The sequence below is a fragment of the Paenibacillus sp. fava2 genome (assembly GCF_058313675.1).
Genome location: NZ_CM177755.1, coordinates 3250711 through 3266863, shown reverse-complemented (window position 1 = coordinate 3266863; position 16153 = coordinate 3250711). Strand labels below are relative to the sequence as shown.

At 52.6% G+C, this 16153-nt stretch carries 14 protein-coding genes; 4 read left to right on the top strand and 10 right to left on the bottom strand.

Translation table 11 applies throughout. The features are described 5' to 3' along the window. Window positions 1-217: 217 nt before the first annotated feature. The 6 genes from AC4G46_RS13985 to AC4G46_RS13960 form a co-directional block, all read right to left on the bottom strand. The gene (locus AC4G46_RS13985) at window positions 218-1822 is read right to left on the bottom strand and encodes a response regulator (protein WP_491128463.1); all 1605 of its coding nucleotides are present in this window, start codon (window positions 1820-1822) and stop codon (window positions 218-220) included. 18 nt (window positions 1823-1840) lie between these two features. After that, window positions 1841-3187: an ABC transporter substrate-binding protein gene (locus AC4G46_RS13980; protein WP_491128462.1), complete on the bottom strand. Its 1347-nt coding sequence runs from the start codon at window positions 3185-3187 to the stop codon at window positions 1841-1843. Window positions 3188-3222: 35 nt separating this feature from the next. Next, window positions 3223-4947, bottom strand: coding sequence for a sensor histidine kinase (locus AC4G46_RS13975; protein ID WP_491128461.1), 1725 nt, complete (start codon window positions 4945-4947; stop codon window positions 3223-3225). Between the two features lie 148 nt (window positions 4948-5095). After that, the gene (locus tag AC4G46_RS13970) at window positions 5096-5959 is read right to left on the bottom strand and encodes a carbohydrate ABC transporter permease (RefSeq protein ID WP_491128460.1); all 864 of its coding nucleotides are present in this window, start codon (window positions 5957-5959) and stop codon (window positions 5096-5098) included. Beyond that, window positions 5956-6909 (bottom strand): carbohydrate ABC transporter permease, encoded by a 954-nt coding sequence (locus tag AC4G46_RS13965; protein ID WP_068727412.1) that lies wholly within the window; start codon window positions 6907-6909, stop codon window positions 5956-5958. The genes AC4G46_RS13970 and AC4G46_RS13965 overlap by 4 nt, the downstream gene beginning before the upstream one ends. Window positions 6910-7027: 118 nt before the next feature. Further along, window positions 7028-8386 carry an ABC transporter substrate-binding protein gene (locus AC4G46_RS13960; protein WP_068727413.1) on the bottom strand — a complete coding sequence of 453 codons (1359 nt, stop codon included), beginning with the start codon at window positions 8384-8386 and terminating at the stop codon, window positions 7028-7030. A gap of 198 nt (window positions 8387-8584) precedes the next feature. Here AC4G46_RS13960 and AC4G46_RS13955 point away from each other — a divergent pair, with 198 nt between their 5' ends. The 3 genes from AC4G46_RS13955 (at window position 8585) to AC4G46_RS13945 (ending at window position 10115) form a co-directional block, all read left to right on the top strand. After that, a complete protein-coding gene (locus AC4G46_RS13955; protein ID WP_491128459.1) occupies window positions 8585-8797 on the top strand; it encodes a hypothetical protein in 213 nt (70 codons plus the stop codon). Window positions 8798-8800: 3 nt separating this feature from the next. Next, the gene (locus AC4G46_RS13950) at window positions 8801-9106 is read left to right on the top strand and encodes an HNH endonuclease (protein ID WP_491128458.1); all 306 of its coding nucleotides are present in this window, start codon (window positions 8801-8803) and stop codon (window positions 9104-9106) included. A gap of 109 nt (window positions 9107-9215) precedes the next feature. Further along, window positions 9216-10115, top strand: a complete 900-nt coding sequence (locus AC4G46_RS13945; protein WP_491128457.1) for a manganese catalase family protein — start codon at window positions 9216-9218, stop codon at window positions 10113-10115. A gap of 105 nt (window positions 10116-10220) precedes the next feature. On the opposite strand, the gene AC4G46_RS13940 is transcribed toward AC4G46_RS13945, so the two are convergent. Together AC4G46_RS13940 and AC4G46_RS13935 are read right to left on the bottom strand one after the other, a co-directional pair. Further along, window positions 10221-10379 (bottom strand): hypothetical protein, encoded by a 159-nt coding sequence (locus AC4G46_RS13940; protein WP_491128456.1) that lies wholly within the window; start codon window positions 10377-10379, stop codon window positions 10221-10223. A 168-nt stretch (window positions 10380-10547) separates the two neighbouring features. Then, complete coding sequence (locus AC4G46_RS13935) at window positions 10548-11546, bottom strand: aldo/keto reductase (RefSeq protein ID WP_491128455.1); 999 nt, start codon at window positions 11544-11546, stop codon at window positions 10548-10550. Window positions 11547-11672: 126 nt separating this feature from the next. On the opposite strand from AC4G46_RS13935, the gene AC4G46_RS13930 reads away from it, so the two are divergent. Next, window positions 11673-12344, top strand: a complete 672-nt coding sequence (locus AC4G46_RS13930) for a tetratricopeptide repeat protein (RefSeq protein WP_491128454.1) — start codon at window positions 11673-11675, stop codon at window positions 12342-12344. A gap of 91 nt (window positions 12345-12435) precedes the next feature. On the opposite strand, the gene AC4G46_RS13925 is transcribed toward AC4G46_RS13930, so the two are convergent. Together AC4G46_RS13925 and AC4G46_RS13920 are read right to left on the bottom strand one after the other, a co-directional pair. Then, complete coding sequence (locus AC4G46_RS13925; protein ID WP_491128453.1) at window positions 12436-15597, bottom strand: MMPL family transporter; 3162 nt, start codon at window positions 15595-15597, stop codon at window positions 12436-12438. Then, complete coding sequence (locus AC4G46_RS13920; RefSeq protein ID WP_491128452.1) at window positions 15594-16046, bottom strand: MarR family winged helix-turn-helix transcriptional regulator; 453 nt, start codon at window positions 16044-16046, stop codon at window positions 15594-15596. The genes AC4G46_RS13925 and AC4G46_RS13920 overlap by 4 nt, the downstream gene beginning before the upstream one ends. Window positions 16047-16153 lie beyond the last annotated feature (107 nt).

The window sequence follows — 16153 nt, the reverse complement described above, 5'->3', positions numbered from 1 at the left end:
ATTTATTTACCTAATTATAGTGAAGGAAGTGTCATGTCCGTAAGACATAAACATCAAGGAGCGGGTATGACATTTATCATATTGCGCGATACCGGCTTAATTGACGTTAAACTAAAAGAAGCCGCAGCTCCCGGATGGTTTACCCTCCAAGACAGCTGCGGCTGCAATAATTGCTCGCTATTCACATTATATTTTGCGCACTCTCCGATTACCTTCCTCAGCCTTCTCCCGTCAGCCTCATCATCTCTTCCCGGTATTCCGTCGGCGTCTTCCCTGTAGCCTTCTTGAACACCTGGGTAAAATATTTCGGATCCTGGTAGCCGACTAGCGGTGCCACCTGGTATACCTTGACACTGCTGTTCTGCAGAATATATTTCGCTTTCTCCATCCGGCAGTGGGTTACAAACTCGAGGAAGGTATAGCCAGATACCTGCTTGAACAGGGTGCAGAAGTGGCTGATGCTCAGGTCCGCCACCTCCGCTACTTCCTCAATGCTCAGATCCTTGTGGTAGTTGTCCTCAATGTATCTTTTGACTTTGTCGACCACGCTGCGGCCGTCATCACGCGCCGCCTGTCTGCTGCCTTCCTGCATCCAGTCCCGGAAATCCTGCTTGAGCACATTGATGACCGCCGTAAGTGTCCCCAGGCCTTGCAGCTTACCCATCAGGCCTTCCAGCGACCATTCCGCCTGCAGGCCCATCTGCTCGAACTGCCTGTACAGGACGACGACCAGTTCAATAATTACCCGCTGGGCCAGCTCCTTGGTCAGCGACTGAGCTTCAATGAAGCAGGCCATCTCATCGAACAGCAGCAGCATCCGCTCCAGATTCAGCGTACGTATGCTCTCGATCAGCGACAGCTCCAGCTCTTTGGGATACTGAACCTCGCGTTCCCCGGCTTCCGGTGTCTCCTCTTCGATGAATACACCGGCCTCACCGGAATAAAAGCGGCGGTACAGCGCTTTGGCAGCGAGCGGATAAACGGTGCTGAGCTGGTCAATGCCCTGTGTACTGCGGCTGATCCCTACCGAGCAGTGCAGCTTGGAGTAACGCTTGATATCCGCGACCAGCCGCTCGCCGAGCTCCTTCCTGACCGTGCCCAGACTTCCGGGGAACAGCAGCACCCATTCGCCGTTGTAGAACGGAAAAATCGATAAGGCGCCGTTCTCCAGTGACCATTCCTCCAGGATGTTGCGGATCGCAAACAGCCACAGATGCTTCTCCTCTGCGCTCCATTTGGCGGTAAGGGAGGCATAGTCGTCCAGCCTCACCACCGCCATAAAATACTCGCGCTCCAGTTCACTGTTCTCCATCCATTTCAAATGCTGCAGCGGCCGGGGATTGCCGAGCGTGAACTCGGCGAACATCCGCTCCCTCGCCAGCATGGACAGCATCTGTACCGAATGCATCAGCTGTTCATTCTCCTTCTGGCGGTCCAGCTTCGCCCGCGCCCGGGTAAGCATATCCGTCAGCTCGTCATGATCAATCGGCTTAAGCAGATAGTCAAAGGCGCCAAGCCGCAGGGCATCCCGGGCATATTCAAATTCCCCGTAGCCGCTGATAAATATAAACAATAGCTTCGGATTCTTCGGAAGCAGCTCCTTCATTAGAGCTATACCGTCAATTACCGGCATCCGGATGTCGCTGATCACGATCTGCGGTGAGGTTTCCTCGATCAGCCGCAGCGCGGCTTCCCCGTTGCGGGCTTCACCGGCAATCGTCAGGCCCAGCTCCTCCCAGGGAATAGCCACCTTTAAACTGCGCAGAATAATCGGCTCATCATCCACCAGAAGCACTTTGTATTGTTCTTGCCGTGCACCCACTTCCAGCACCTCCCAGATTTATTGTACAGCCGAGCTCTGTATAAGATTCCAGTATTGCTCCGACGCGGACTGCAGCTGCCGCAGAGCGTCCCCTGCCGACAATCCGCCGTCAATCATCTCCTCGATGACACTGAGGAAGGTCTTCTTCACTTCAGGCGACAGCAGGTTGTCATAAGGAACAAAGCTCTGGCGGTCCTTGGACATAATCTCCATCACCTGCGCGAACACAGGTCCGGTCTTCTCCGGATCAAAATCAATCCGCATAGAAGGGATTCTGAGCCCCTCGTACACAATCCGCGTCTGGATCTCCTTCGTATAGAAGGCTTTCATCAGCTCCAGCGCCGCTTCGCGCTTCGCCCCCGTCAGACTTGAGGACAAGCCGATGCCAATTGTATAACCTCCGGCTATGGAAGGCTCTGTTCCTTGGGCGAGCGACGGGAACGGGATGACTCCAACCTCATTCTCGAAGCCTTCCGGAGCCGTCTCACCGGTGAACAGGTTAATATCCCAGTTCCCGTTCAGATACATTGCGGCTTCGCCGCTGCTGAACATGCGGACCGCATTTTCAGGGGAAGTATCATTCGAGTCTGCGCTGAATGCCCCTTCGCCGATCCACTTTTCCAGATGACTGAACGCTTCCAGGTACGCCTTGTTCACGAACGCAGCGCCGTCTTTGCCTGTAACCAGCTTCTGAATCAGGTCCGGTCCGGCATAGCGGTCCATCAGATAATGGGCAAAAATACCGGCCGGCCAGCGGTCCTCATTGCCAAGCGCAAACGGGGTAATTCCCGCCTGCTTCAGCTGGCTGATTGCCTTGTCCAGCTCGCCGACCGTTTCCGGCGGCTTGATGCCGAGTTTTTTGAATAAGGTCTTGTTATAATACAGCGGCTCGGCATTCCCTTCGATCGGCAGCCCGTAAATATGCCGGTCAAAGGTCCACAGATGCAGGTCGCTGAACTGGTTGCCCAGCCCGTTATCCTGTACAAAGCCGGTCAGGTCCATCAGCCGGTTGGATCTTGCATAAGGCTCAATCTCTGCGCCGCCGAACAGCACGAACATGTCAGGCGGGGTGCCGGTAACCATTTCGCTTTTGAGCTTTTGCTCGCGGTGAATCGTTTGATCCAGCCCTTCAAAGTTGACCTTCACGTTCGGATGATCCATCTGATACTCCTGAACAACTTCCTCAAAGATGGCCAGCAGCGGCCGGTCATGCTCCTTCATCCAGAAATGGCGGAAGGTAAGTGTTATTTTCTCTGGAGAGTTATCTTCAATCGGCTCCTTATTGCCAAATGAAATAAATAATACCGCTCCGGCCATCAGTGCTATATAGAGCAGAATCCAGCCCCATTTGGTTAACCATCTCACCGCATTACTCCCCGCTTTCATCCCGTTTAGATGCTTCATGGCTTTATGGTCGGAATCCGGATACAGATCGTCGAACCGAATCCCGGGGAAGAACAGACCATAATGCCGTAAGGATGGCCAAACCGGATATTCAGACGCTCATGCACATTCCGCAGCCCGACACCGCTGTCCGCATATTTCTTGGGATTGCTGTGCTCTGTATCCCACAGGCTCATCAAAGTAGAGAGGTCAAAGCCGGGTCCGTTATCTTTTACGATAATAATGATATCCTTGCTGCTGCGCTGTGCGCTGATCGTAATCTCCCCGTGCTCTTCCATCTGTTCAATGGCGTGATAGAGGGCATTCTCTACAATCGGCTGGACAATCAGCTTCTGGGTCATCACCTGCCTGAGCGTATCCGGAAGGTCGATCCGGTAGCTGAATTTATCCTCGAACCGGAACTTCTGGATGTCCAGATAATGCCGGACATGCTCAAGCTCCATCTGCAGCGGGATCAGCTCCTGGTTCTGGCTGATACTGATGCGCAGCAGCTTGCCGAGTGAAACGACCATCTTGCTGATATCGCGGTTGCCCGCCAGCACGGCCATCGAGTTGATCGATTCCAGTGAATTATAGATAAAATGCGGATTGATCTGGGCCATCAGCGCCTGCATTTCCGCTTCCTTCTTGCGCCCCTGTTCGGTCTGCACCTGCTGAATCAGCTCACTGATCTGCGAGCTCATCCGGTTGAAGCCGTCGATCAGCAGATCGCTCTCATCATCTGACCGCAGCGGTGTGGTAATCGGCATAAAAATGCCCTGTTTAACCCGCTTCATCCCGTTGACCGCACTATTGATGCTGCGCACAAGCCTTCTGACGAAGTAGTGATCAAACAAAAAGGCGGACAATAGTGAAACCGTTCCCAGAATAATCGCCAGATTACGGATCGAATCAGACTCCGAGGAGATCAGATTCATCGGGGTAATCGCCGCAAGATACCAGTCTGAATTATGTGAAGGCAGGAAAGTAATCAGAGATTTCTCCCCCTGATAGTTGTCAATGTAATAGTCCTGGCTCTTGGTATAATCCGCCTGCAGAAAAGGAAACTCCGTCCGCTGTCCGATATGCTCTCCGGACTTGTTGAAGACGATATTGCCCTGCTTGTTGACCAGCAGGATATCCCCTTTCTTCAGGGTTGCCGCCTCCCAGAAAATCTGGTCCAGCAGATCCGGTTTAACATAAACAACCAGATAGCCGATATCCTCCAGAGAGTAATAGTCTTTAATAACTCTGGCCTGTACCAGCACCGGATTGCCCGCTGCCTCCGAGCCGTTCTCTCCCGGGCCGGACCAGACCGGGCGGCCTTCGGCCCCTTCCATAGCGCCATACCACACCTGCTTCCGCATATCGGCGAAGGACATCGGCGCATTGTACTGGTACAGCAGTCTGTCTTTGCCGTAAAGGCTGAAGGAGGTGATCATCGGGTGATTGATCAGCAGATTGTTGATCTCCTGCTTGCGGTCATAGGTCAGCACAAAATTCGGCTGCTTCAGCGACTGCTGGATGGCAGGCTGCGTAATGGCCGAATTCGTGATGGATGATATTTCGCTGAGTGCGAATTTTAGTTTACGGTCGGTCTCAAGTAATGAGATCCAGTAAAAGCTGCTCGATTTCTTCTCCATTGCATTTGAAAAGTTCACGTATGTCACAATTCCCATGACAATAACGGGAATGAATACGAGAAGAATAATAGCGAACAGAATTTTGCGTCTTAGCTTCATTGCCGTTACCTTCCCCCTGCTGTCTTCAGCCGGACTCAAGCCAAACGGATGCCGCCCTTGCCTGCAAGGACGGCACTGCCGCTTCTGCCTCCTCTACTATTCTTCACGTATGGTACAGTTTCCTGTTAACCGCTTTGGGTAAAGCGGATTAGCTCTTGATAGCGCCTGAGGTCAGACCGGCGATAACCCAGCGGCTGAACAGCAGGAATACAATCAGCAGCGGAAGTGTCGCCGTAAAGGTAGCGGACATAATCATGCCGTAGTCAAGACCGTCGCGGGTTGTGAAGAGCTGCTGAAGGGCTATCTGGATGGTGTAGTGCTCCTTGTTCTTCAGCACGACGAGCGGCCAGAAGAAGTCATTCCACACCGTCATGAAGTTGAGGATACCGAGTGTCGCCATAGCCGGTGTAATAACCGGCACCGCGATATTCCAGAAAATCCGGAAGTGGCCGCCTCCGTCGATCCGTCCCGCTTCAATCAGCTCGGTCGGCACGGCAGAGGTAATATACTGGCGCATCCAGAAGATCCCGAACGCATTGACCATCGCCGGCACAATCAGCGCCTTGTAGCTGTCAATCCAGTGCAGTTTAGCCATGATAACATAAGTCGGCAGCACGCCAAGCTGCTGCGGAACAATCAGGGTGGCGATAACAAATACGAACAGCGCGTTCTTGAACGGGAATTCATATTTGGCAAAAGCGTAACCGGCCAGTGTACAGAAAAAGACGACCGAAACGGTTACCATCGAGGATACGAACAGAGAATTGCCGAGCGCCTGGAAGAAATCCGCTTTTTCCAGTACACGCTTGAAATTGTCAAAGAACTGGTCGCCGACCGTCAAAAGCGGCGGTACATGGAATACGGCCCCCTTGTCATTGGTGCCGACCACGAACATCCAGTAGAACGGGAATACCGAGACCAGCGCCCCGAGAATAAGCAGGAAATAAAAGCCCAGCTTGCCGAAGAAGCCGAGATCATCCGGTTTTTTTCTGAACATACGCAGTGTACTCATGCTTTCTTGCCTCCAGTGTCTCCGCCTGTGCCTCTGGAAATCAGCATGTTAAGGATGGAGAAGAGAATAGTGACGATGAACAGCATAACCGCTGTTGCCGCCGCTGTACCGAAGAAGCCGTTACGGAAAGCTTCACTGTACAGATAAGTAACCATGGTTATCCCTTCCTGGCGGGTGGAGCCGGTTCCGGCCTGGCCAAGGAATACATAAGGCTCTGTGAACAGCTGCAGGGCGCCGATTGTCGACTGCAGGGATACAAAGATAATGAACGGCTTGAGCAGCGGCAGCGTAATCGAGAACAGCTGCTGTCTGCGGTTGGCGCCGTCAATGCGGGCGGATTCATACAGGTCCATCGGAATACTCTGGAGTCCCGACAGGAAGATAATGGCGTTGTAGCCCGTCCAGCGCCACATAACCATAGTGGAGATAGCGATTTTGACACCCCACCAGCCGGAGTTGAAGGCAACACTTTCAAGCCCGAGGCCGTTCAGCATCCAGTTGATCATCCCGTTATTTCCGAACAGGGTACTGAATACGAGCGTAACGGCCACAATGGACGTAATATTCGGCATGAAATAAAGAATACGGAACGTCTTTTTAAATTTGGTCATTCCCGAGTGCAGCAGTACGGCCAGCAGCAGCGCCAGCATAACCTGCGGGACAGTACCCATCAGGCCCATAATGAGCGTGTTGCTGAAGGAAATCCAGAAGGTCGGGTCACTGGTGACCAGATCATAGTTTTTGAAGCCGACGAATTTCATCGGATTGAGTGCATCCCATTTGAAGAAGGATAAATAGAAGGTAAAAAAGATCGGGTATAGTCCGAATATCGAGAACAGAATAAAGAACGGTGAGATAAAGGTATAGGCCGTAATCCGGCTCCGTCTTTGTTCAGTTAAAAAAGGGCGTTTGCTCTCGGCATGCGGACTCGTAATTACGGGTTCAGCCATGTCACACCTCCAGGATAATTAAGAAAACTCTTTTCCCGAAGAATCCGGATTCCCGGGAGCTGCCTGCTCTCTCAGGAATCCGGATGTCCGGTTCATATCAATCTTGACGATTTAGAGCCTAGCTGCGTTCTGCCAGAGTCTTCGCCTGTTTTACAGCTTCATCCCACTCTTTTGCAGGGTCGGCTTTCTTCTCGATTACGTTCTTGAGCGCATTCTTGAAGAAGGTATCGGTCTGGTCATGCAGCGGTCCGTAGTATACCGGTTTAACGCGGTTAGCCGCTTTACCGAATTCCACAGCAGTCTGCTGTCCGCCGAAGAAATCATCCTTGAAGTCAACGAATGCAGGATCTTCATACAATGCAGGGATTGAAGGCATCAGACCTTTGGTCTTGAAGGATTCCAGCTGATTGTCCTTGTTAACCATCCACTGGATGAAATCATAAGCTTCTTTCGGGTGTTTGCCTTCCTTAGGCAGGGTAATGAACGATCCGCCCCAGTTACCGGCACCTTCAGGCAGCTGGGCAATTTTCCATTTGCCGGCCGAATCCGGCGCATTGCTCTTGATGTTACCAGCCATCCAGGCAGGTCCCATGACTACGGCGAAGGATCCGTCGCTCATGCCTTGGCCCCACTCAGGCGACCACAGCAGGTAGTTGCTGATCCAGCCTTCCTGGATGCCTTTTACTGTGAAATCATAAGCTTTCTTGACCTGCGGATTAGTGTCGCCGATGAACTTCCCGTCAGCCTTGCTGAAGTAGATTTCATCTGCAGACTGGTCGCGCAGAGCGTTGTAGGTCAGGTCAGTCAAGTCGGAGAAGTACTTTCCGGTCTTGTCTTTGTATGCCTTGGCTACAGCAGCAAACTTGTCCCAGGTGTCGATTGCCGCGCTGAAGCCCTCAGGATCGCTAGGCAGTCCGGCTGCTTCAGCCAGGTCTGTGCGGTAGTAGACAACTGTCGGCCCGATATCTGTCGGAAGTCCCAGCTGGAAGCTGCCGTCGATCGAGGAAGCCTGCTTCCATTTCCAGTCCAGATAGTTAGCCTGAATGTCTTTGGCGCCAAGGTCGTTCAGGTTATAGAATTTGTCCTGGGCACTGATGAAACGTTCCATGAAACCGATTTCAAGTTGGAAAATATCAGGTGCGCCGGAGCCTGCGGACAGAGCGGTTGTCAGATTGTTGTGATGGGCAGTCTGGTCACCGGTATTCTGGATTTTAATAGTGACATTCGGATGCTCTTTGGTATACTCGTTCGCCAGCTCTTCGTAGTTGACGTTACCGAGTGTCCAGAAGGACAGCTCCACTTTTTCAGCCGGTTCTGATGTGGCTGCATCTGTAGCAGGTGCATTTGTACTTGCTGCGTTGTTACCTGCATTCTCTTTGCCCGCATTATTCTCTGCATTGTTACCCCCGCATGCTGCCAGTGATCCAACGAGCATAACGGACGCAAGTGCAAGCGCCAGGTTCTTTCCTGTTTTCATTCCTCTGTACCCCTCTCAAAGGTTTCTCTTACAAGACTTAGTGTACCGTAGGTGAACGCTTTTGCAGAGGAGGCAAACTTCCGATTTAGGGTTGAAATACTTACGATTCCGGGCAGCCCGGATTGGATTTATCACTCCACCGCAGGTATACTGGTTGTATTTCCAGTTCATATTCACAGCTAAAAGGAGAATGCTCTTATGCCTATCAACCGCCCGTTATATACCGACAGCGATCTTCATGAAGCGATTGACCGCAAGCTGCCGGTACGGGTCTTTGAAGATGATCATCTGGTGAACTCGGGGGCAACCATTGTCCGTTTCACCGATTCCGATGTCATCATCCAGTCGCGGGTTAGCGACTTAACGTATTACTCGCGCCGCACCTGCCAGTTCTTTGAAGTAAGGGGCTAAATCATGAAGGGACAGCCTTCCGGAACCTGCGAATTGTGCGGCCGTTCTCCCCTGGCAACCACTGTCCACCATCTGGTCCCGCGCGAAAAAGGCGGCGCCCTGCAGCCGACCGCGCTGCTGTGCAAAGCCTGCCACCGGCAGCTCCACGCACTCTATACGAATGATGACCTGGTGACGCTTGGGCTTACTACCCTTACAGCTCTGCAGCGGGATACTCAGATTGCTTCCTATTTAAAATGGATCGTCAAACAGGCTCCGGGATCAGAGCCCAGGCTCCGCAAGTCACAGCGTGTCCGCGGGAAGCGCTAAGCCAATTATCTGTTTCTTAATAAATGTGACTAGAGTACGTACGGCAGGGAGACACTATAGGTCGAGAAGCGGCTGCTCAGCCGAAACCAATCTATAGTGAGGTGCTGTAATGTTCAAACGATTTGACGAAATTGCTATCGAAATTCCTGAGGTAGAGCGTCCGGACCCTAATGCTGCCGCTGCCGTGCAGGAGCTGATGGGCGGGAAATTCGGAGAAATGTCTACCTTGAATAACTATCTGTTCCAGTCGTTTAACTTCCGCGGCAAAAAAAAGCTGAAGCCCTTCTATGATCTCGTTACCAGTATTACTGCGGAAGAGCTCGGACATGTGGAACTTGTTGCACACGCCGTGAACAAGTGCCAGTTCGGCTCTACGGAATATAAAGAGCCCGACCAGACTCCGCTTAATCCGTTCAAAGATATGCGTAACACCTATTTTGCGCTTGCCGGCGCCCAGTCTGCTCTGCCGGTTGATTCAATGGGCCGCCCCTGGAGCGGAGAATATGTATTTAACAGCGGTAATCTGATTTTGGATCTGCTGCACAATTTCTTTCTGGAATGCGGAGCCAGAGCTCATAAGATGAAGGTATACGAATTGACAGATCATCCGGCTGCGCGTGAGGTTGTCGGATATTTGCTGGTGCGCGGCGGCGTGCATGTGGTTGCTTACGCCAAAGCGCTGGAAATGGCTACAGGTGTCGATGTCAGCAAGCTCGTTCCTATTCCTTCTCTGAGCAACAAAGCATTCACAGAAACGCATAAGTATGAATCCAAGGGTCTCCACACGAAGCTCTACACCAACAGCGACAACGATTTTACGGCCATTAAACAAATCTGGAAAGGACCGCATCCCGAGGACGGGAAGCCGCTTGAGGTAGTGGAAGGTTCCCCGAAAGGATACCCGATAGCCGAAGCGCCGGAGGTTCCTGAAGAATTTGCCCCCGGCATTTCCGAGGAGGATTTCCTGGCCATCGCGGCGCGGCTGCAGCAGGCTGCCGGTATTCACTGATTACGGACTTACGCAAAAAAGCCGGATTCTGCTCTTATGCAGAAAGCCGGCTTTTTAATATTCAACAGCGGATTGACTGTGAAAAGTACACTACAATTCTCCACGTTACCGCTTCAACAGGTTCGAGCTATTGAGCTTCTCGTTAAGGATGTCCTGAAAACTCTGTGTTTTATCTTCGCTTCTGGCCTGCTTGTGCTCGGTGACCGGTTGAGGTCTAAAATATTGATGATTGTAAGCCATAAGATTATGTACTGCCATATTCATAATGGTTCAGCCTCCTTCCGAAATCTACACCCTTGCACGGATGCGAATAATCTTATCCTTAATTACCCATCTGCTTCCATTCTCAAACCCTTTTTTGCATATTTTTTGCATAAATAATAAAAAAAATAGCTTCAGGCCCAGAATCAGGCCTAAAGCTATTCATAAAAGCTATTTCAACGCTGCCCATGAAGCATCATCCAGCTGCTGCAGCTCACGGCTGTCCAGTCTGAATCCCATTGCTCCGATATTCTCCCGGGCATGGCGGACTTTGGACGCTCCGGGAATGGCGACAACTGTCTCGCCGTGGAAGTGAATCAGCCAATTCAAGGCAATCTGGCCTTGTGTAACCCCGTATTTCCCGGCAAGTGTCCTAAGCAGGTCAATCAGCGGCCTGCTGCGGGCAAGGCCCTTCTCACCCAGTCCGGACTGCATCCGTCTGATCAGAGACAGCTTGCTGATCTCGGCCGGATCGTTATGGAACCGTCCGGTCAGTACCCCCTGCTGCAGCGGGGAGTACGCAATAATGGAAATACCCAGCTCCTTCGCGGCAGCCATCGTCCCGCTCTGGTCAATACTCCGGTGAAGCAGGTTGTATTTGACCTGATTGGACACCAGCTTCAGCCCGTGCTGCTGCAGAAGCCCGTGTGCTTTGACCATCTGGCTGGCCGAGTAATTGCTGACTCCGACATGACGGATTTTTCCGGCTTTGACCAGCCCGGCCATCGCCTTCATCTCACTTGCAATCGACGACAGCGAAAACGGCTGATGAATCTGGTATAAATCAATCTGCCTTCCGCCCAGGCAGCGGATTCGTTCGTCAATGGTGGCTGATATGGATCCGGCCGTCCGGAACAGCGGCCACCATTTGGTTGCGATCAGCGGCTCCGCATGGCGGCTGCCCTCAAGCCTCAGCTGATCCAATACGGCTGCCAGCGCCTGCTCGGACTTGCCTCCCCCGTATATTTCAGCCGTATCCACCCAGTTCATGCCGCCTTCCAGACTGACACGGACAATCTCAAGGATATCGGCATCCTCTAGATTGCTCCAGTATTTGCCTACAATTCCGCTGCCCCGGCTGAACTGCCAGCAGCCCAGCCCAAGCGGTGACACGGACAGCTCAGATTGTCCCAGCGGACGTAAAGGAATTAAAGGTGTTTCTGTACTCATCGCTCATCCTTCTTTCCAAAAAATTTGGAGTTAGTAAAACTGAATAATATGGTATAATTACCCTGCTCTGCAGGTTAGATGTTAAGTGAACGCTGACCGGAGTTACAACTTATTCGGAGGGACTTCATGTTTAAAATTCTGGGCTTTTTGTTTCTTGCACAATTTTTAGGTAATCCCTTTCTGGCCTTAATTGTTCTGTTATTGATCCTGTATGTTCTGGACCGCCGGTATGTCGGCATCCTGCCAAGCATCGGCAAGCCCTTCCGCCGGAGCCGGCAGATGTCCAGACTGCGGACTACGATTTCCCTTAATCCCAACGATGTCTCCTCCAAATTCGAGCTGGCCCGCCTGCTGATTGAACGCAAGCGTTACAGCGCTGCCAAAGAGCTGCTTCTTAATATTGCAGACCGGTACGAGCAATCCGCCGAATATTGGGTCGAGCTTGGCTATGCGAATCTGAAGCTCGGAATGCTTCCGGAGGGCGAAGCCCAGATGCTGCAGGGGCTGGAGATTAACCGCCGGGCACAATATGGTCAGCCTTTTCTCCGCCTGGCTGAGATATTCCGGGGTGTTGACCAGGACAAAGCGCTGCACTATGTAAGCCAATTTCAGGAAATCCACACCTCTTCCAGCGAAGCTTATTATCTGGCCGGCTCCATGTACAAGGCTCTCGGCAGAAATGACGAGGCCAGACGAGCTTTTGAAGAGTCCATAGCGATTTACCGCTCGCTGCCTAAATATAAGAAACGTCAGGAACGCGGCTGGGCACTGCGCAGTTTTTTGGCAAAAATGCGCTAGGGCAGGCCAGTACATAAACCGATCAAAGCACCTCTGTGCAGGGCTGGGACTCCAGTGATGCACAGAGGTGTTTTTTGTCATGGCTAACTGTTTAAAGGTTCAGATCGTGCTTCGCAGGCTCTCCGCTGTCTTTGGCGCTGAACGGCCACCAGTTCGCCCGCCCGAACATCCGCACCATTACCGGAACGAAGAAAGGCAGGAAGATCAGCGCATACAGGGCAAGACCCGATAACACTACGGTGGCTATCTGCATCATCGACAGCACCCCGGATGGATACATGGAGGCAAAGGTTCCGCCCAGGATAACTACCGCCGACAAGATGACAGTCCCCATGTTGCGCATGGCATGCAGAATCGCTTCGCGCACATCCCAGGTTTTATTCTCATTAAAGCGGGCCATCAGGAAGATACTGTAGTCGACGCCAAGTGCAATCAGCATTACAAAGCTGAAGAATGGTGTAGTCCAGGTAATGCCTGAATAATCCAGCAGATGTACAAATATCGCCTCCGTAATGCCGAGTGCTGTAATATAAGTGACCAGCAGCGAGCCGATCAGGTACAGCGGCATAATCACCGAGCGCAGCAGCAGGACCAGGATAATGAATATACCTGCCAGCATCAGCACAACTGTCCGTGTATAGTCCCCGCCCGAGATCATCTGGAGATCGTTATACGTACTGGTAACACCGCTGATTGCCGTTTCGGCATTTTCCAGCTTGGTTCCTTTCACCGCACGGTCAACCGCGTCCTGAATATCGGGAATGCTGGCAATGGCTTCCGCACTATACGGATTCTCCGCAAAAACAACATCCAGGGTCATTAGCTTGCGGTCATCTGACAGATAGGTGCCGAAGACCTGCTGCATCGCTTCCGCTTCCAGCGCTTCTGAAGGTACAAAGAAGCCGCTCAGCTCATCCTCTTTTGCATCCTGAAGCTGCTGCAGATAATCCTGTGCCGAGCTGAGCCCGGCGGTGATTTGCTGCAGGCCGTCCGCACTGTCGCTGAGTCCGCCGGTCAGCTCGCCGATCTGTCCGGTCAGTTGCCCAAAGCCATCGGCCAGCTGCTGCTGTCCGCCCTGCAGCTGATCCAGTCCACTGCTGATTGACGGAATGTTACCGACAATCTGGCCCTGCCCTTCTGCAGCCTGGTTGAGGCCCGTCTGGAGCCGCCCGATACCTGCTGCCAGCTGTTCAAGCCCCTGCGCCAGGGCGGTCTGGCCGGCTGCAGCTTTGGCATATCCGGCGTTGGCTTCGTTCAGCCCCGTTGAGGCGCTGCCCAGCTGGCCGGCAATCTGTCCGAGTCCTGCCGCCAGCTGGGTTGTTCCCGTTCCGGTCTGAGATACGGTGCCTTTGATGGTCTGGTAATTCATATCCTGTAGGAGCTCAGGATGACTGCTCTCGAGTCCCGTAAAGGACGCATCCAGACCGGTGAGGGCAGAGGCTACACCTTCAAGATTGGTCTGCACATCGTTAAGCCCGCCGCTCAGTGCTGCCAGTCCGGAGCCGATCTGCTTATAGCCTGCCAGTAGCGCGTTGTTCGCATCTGCAAGCTGCTTCGCACTGGCTGCCGCCCGAGCGAGTCCGGCTTTGATTTCGCCCGCTCCGGCAGCACCGCTCCTGATTCCGTCCTCAATCTGCGTAAGTCCGGAACCCAGCGCTGCTATACCCTGCTTTAGCTCGGCTGTGCCTTCTGTGAGCTTTGCACTGCCGGCCGCCGCTTCCTGAAGCTTGGGCTCATTCGCACTCAGCTGCCTGCCTGCTTCGGCAAGTCCGGACTGAATCCGGTTCAGGCCGTCATTGCTCTGACTAAGACCGTCCGACAGTGTTGCCACCTGGACCGGAATCAGAAAATCATTGATTAGCTCTCCGGTTGGCCGCGACAGGCTGCGTACCGCCTTGACGCCGTCTACTTTCTCCAGCTCACGGCTGATTTTTTCGGCGAGTCCCAAATATTCCGGGGTATCCATCCGGTCATCATTTTTAATGACAATCCTGCCAGGCATCGATTCTCCGGGACCAAAGCTTTCGGAAATAATATTGAAACCCTTCACCGAAGCGTAATCCGGCCCGATTTCATCCATGCTGTTGAAGGAAAGCTTGCCGTCATAAGTCGCCAGGAACGGAACGACGACCGCCGCCACAATCAGAAGCGCCGCCCATGGCCGTTTCAGTGAAAAGGAGCCTGCCGCTCCCCAGATCCGGCTTTCATTGTGCTCCATACTGCCGCGTGACGGCCAGAACAGCTTCTTGCCCAGCACGGCCATAAAGAACGGGACCACCGTAACGAGGGCCAGCAGCATGACTGCGATCCCTACTGCTACAGCCACCGCAGAACGGTACAGCATAAACTTGGACAAGCCGATGGCTACGAACCCGACAAATACAGCCAGCCCGGAATAGAAGACAGTCCCGCCTGCCTTGCGGTAAGTAGATATAATGGCACTTTTTGTATCCTCCGCAGATGCCAGCTCCTCCTTGAAACGGCTGATCAGCAGGATACAGTAATCCGTTCCGATTCCGAACATCACGGCCACCATGAAGATTTGTGTAAAGGTTGACAGCGGAAAATCAAACTGGTCCACCAGGAAGGCTACAACCGACTGGGACACGATATAGCTAAGCCCTACGGTCAACAGCGGCACGAACGGTGCCACGAACGAACGGAACACGACGAACAGAATAAGCAGGATAAAGACTACGGTTATGTACTCGGATTTTTTGAGTCCGGCCTCCGAGCTGACGATCGTATCTTCTGTAATCAGCCCTTCACTGGTCAGGTAATGGTCTGCGGTTACATCCGCAAGCAGCTCATTTACCTTTTCCGGCAGCGCCTTTACCGTTTCATCCCCGCCTTTAACCGACAACGCAACCATAATGGTCTGCCCGTCCTTGGCAATCAGCGTATCTTCCAGCTCCGTCTGTGAAAATGGCTCTGTTATCGCATCAAGGCTCAGCGCCTCTTTGTCCGCTGCAAGCATCTGCACTCCTTGTCTGATGCTCTCCCTGTCTCCGGCGCTCAGCCCCTCCGGCTTATTAAATACCAGGGCAACCTGATGCAGAGTTCCACCCCCTTTGGCGGCAGCCACCTCCTTCATAATCTCGGCAGCTCTTGATGACGTATACCCGCCCGGAACCGAGATTTGCCCCTTCTCGCGGACCAGCTCAGACATTGACGGTGCTGTTAAAAACAGCACAACCGCAGCAGCAAGCCAAATCGCCATCACTGCCCATCTGGCTTTCAATATCGTCTTCACTCGTTTCTCCCTCCCGTCTCCTGCATTAAAAAGGCCAGCTTCTCAAACATGGTGATGAACTTCTCGATATCGTCCTCCTCAAAATGAAGCAAATACGGTGAGATTACATCCTTTACCTGCTTTTCCGCCAGCTGATAAACCTCTTCCCCCTGCTCAGTGAGCGACAAATAGACCAGGCGCCGGTCGTTTTCGTCACGGGTCCGCTCAATCATGCCTGCCTCGTCCAGCCGGTTAATGATGGCTGTAATCGAGCTCTTGCCCACGCAGACTGACTCCGCCAGATAGGTGGACGTACACTGCTCCTGTGCCTTAATCAGCCTCAGGATCAAAAACTGGTCGGTTGTTAAACCTTCGGCAATCCGCTCCTTGATCCGTGCACTGATCTGCCTGGTCACTATCAGATAAGCATCTACATACCGGGTTATCCAGCGCTCTGCTTCTTCATTCAAAACTTCGCCCTCCTTAATATCGGACAAATAGTTCATGTGTAGAACTGTTTTACACTAAAACTATATGGTTCGCTGCTCTAAAAGTCAATTACTATAAATGAAGGAAA

Bases quoted from the DNA above. Each gene is read 5' to 3' on its own strand.
- AC4G46_RS13975 (WP_491128461.1), bottom strand. From the start codon at position 4,947: ATGAAGCTAAGACGCAAAATTCTGTTCGCTATTATTCTTCTCGTATTC.
- AC4G46_RS13970 (WP_491128460.1), bottom strand. From the start codon at position 5,959: ATGAGTACACTGCGTATGTTCAGAAAAAAACCGGATGATCTCGGCTTC.
- AC4G46_RS13965 (WP_068727412.1), bottom strand. From the start codon at position 6,909: ATGGCTGAACCCGTAATTACGAGTCCGCATGCCGAGAGCAAACGCCCT.
- AC4G46_RS13960 (WP_068727413.1), bottom strand. From the start codon at position 8,386: ATGAAAACAGGAAAGAACCTGGCGCTTGCACTTGCGTCCGTTATGCTC.
- AC4G46_RS13955 (WP_491128459.1), top strand. From the start codon at position 8,585: ATGCCTATCAACCGCCCGTTATATACCGACAGCGATCTTCATGAAGCG.
- AC4G46_RS13950 (WP_491128458.1), top strand. From the start codon at position 8,801: ATGAAGGGACAGCCTTCCGGAACCTGCGAATTGTGCGGCCGTTCTCCC.
- AC4G46_RS13945 (WP_491128457.1), top strand. From the start codon at position 9,216: ATGTTCAAACGATTTGACGAAATTGCTATCGAAATTCCTGAGGTAGAG.
- AC4G46_RS13940 (WP_491128456.1), bottom strand. From the start codon at position 10,379: ATGAATATGGCAGTACATAATCTTATGGCTTACAATCATCAATATTTT.
- AC4G46_RS13935 (WP_491128455.1), bottom strand. From the start codon at position 11,546: ATGAGTACAGAAACACCTTTAATTCCTTTACGTCCGCTGGGACAATCT.
- AC4G46_RS13930 (WP_491128454.1), top strand. From the start codon at position 11,673: ATGTTTAAAATTCTGGGCTTTTTGTTTCTTGCACAATTTTTAGGTAAT.